This is a genomic window from Roseburia sp. AF22-2LB (genome assembly GCF_003461125.1).
GTDB lineage: Bacteria > Bacillota > Clostridia > Lachnospirales > Lachnospiraceae > Roseburia_C > Roseburia_C amylophila.
On sequence record NZ_QTWM01000022.1, the window covers coordinates 1 to 1,345 of the forward strand.

The 1,345-nt window shown below is 36.5% G+C and carries 1 protein-coding gene; it reads left to right on the forward strand.

Annotation, left to right across the window (positions count from 1 at the left end; translation table 11 throughout):
• Positions 1-196 precede the first annotated feature (196 nt).
• A complete protein-coding gene (locus tag DWX96_RS14135) occupies positions 197-1,318 on the forward strand; it encodes an IS1249 family transposase (protein ID WP_118057814.1) in 1,122 nt (373 codons plus the stop codon).
• The last annotated feature ends 27 nt before the right edge of the window (positions 1,319-1,345 follow it).

Sequence of the window (1,345 nt, forward strand, 5' to 3'; positions counted from 1 at the left end):
GAGTTATAGGACAAAATGTGTTGATGAAAACCGCTTTCAAGCCTTGAAAATAAAGGGCTGAAGGCGGTTTAATCTTTTTTCAAAGAACTTTGAGGGTGGACAAAACGTGTTGATAAAAAATGCTCTAACCCTTGAAAATAAAGGGCAAAACAGAGTTTAATCTTTCTTGAAATAGAAAACCATGGAGGAAGATTAAATGAATCAGATAAATTGTCCTATTTGTGGAAACAAATGTGTTAAAGCAGGAAAAACAAAAGCGGGAACACAACGCTGGCTATGCAAGAAATGCAAAACTTCGTTAACACATAAAATAGATAATGATTCAAAGGAGTTACAAATCTTCTTAGATTGGTTGTTTGGAAAAGAAACTCAATCAATAATGCCAGGAGAAGGAAGAACATTTAGAAGAAAGACAGCAAGATTTTGGGATATATGGCCGATGCCACCGAAAATAGAAGAAACCAAAGATGTTCTTTTTCTTGATGGAATTTATCTTGGCCGAAAGGCCTGTGTGCTAATCTGCTGCGATGAGAAAAATGTACTTGGATGGTATTTATGCCGATATGAACATGCAGGTGCCTGGATTGCTTTAATGAAGCGTATAGCTGAGCCAAGAATGGTTGTATCAGATGGTGGAACAGGATTTGCAAAAGCACTGAAAAAAGTATGGCCAATAGCAAAACATCAAAGATGTATATTTCATGTATTCTGCCAGATAAAACGTTATACAACGTCCAAACCTAATACATTAGCTGGAGTAGAGCTTTATTGTCTGGCTAAAGATTTACTTAAAATAAAAGAGAAACAAGAGGCAGAAACATGGGTAACCCGTTTCACTGAGTGGATAAAGAAGTATCAGGAATTTCTTAGTGAAATGACGGTAGATGAGCATGGTAATAAAAGACCAACTCATGAGAGACTGCTTAAAGCAGAGAGATCCCTTCTTAAACTTATCAAAGAAAACACACTGTTTACATACTTGGATAAGGAATTTATAAATGATTTCATTGCACCATCTACGAATAACAGAATTGAAGGCGGAATCAACTCAAGACTCAGAGAAATGTTGAGAAATCATAGAGGACTTTCTATAGAAAGACGAATAAAAGCGGTTTACTGGTGGTGTTATATGCACTCTCCAGAACCGCTTTCATTGTCTGAAATAATAAAAACTATGCCTACAGATAGAAGTATTGCAGCAATATATCAAAGGATGAATGATAAATCCCGGTTGGAAAAGAGTCTTTCACTTTGGGGTGATGCCATTGTGTGGAGTGACCTCCATAAGATGGATAAATCTTTTACAGAATGGGATTAGCCATCAACACGTTTTGTCCTATAACCC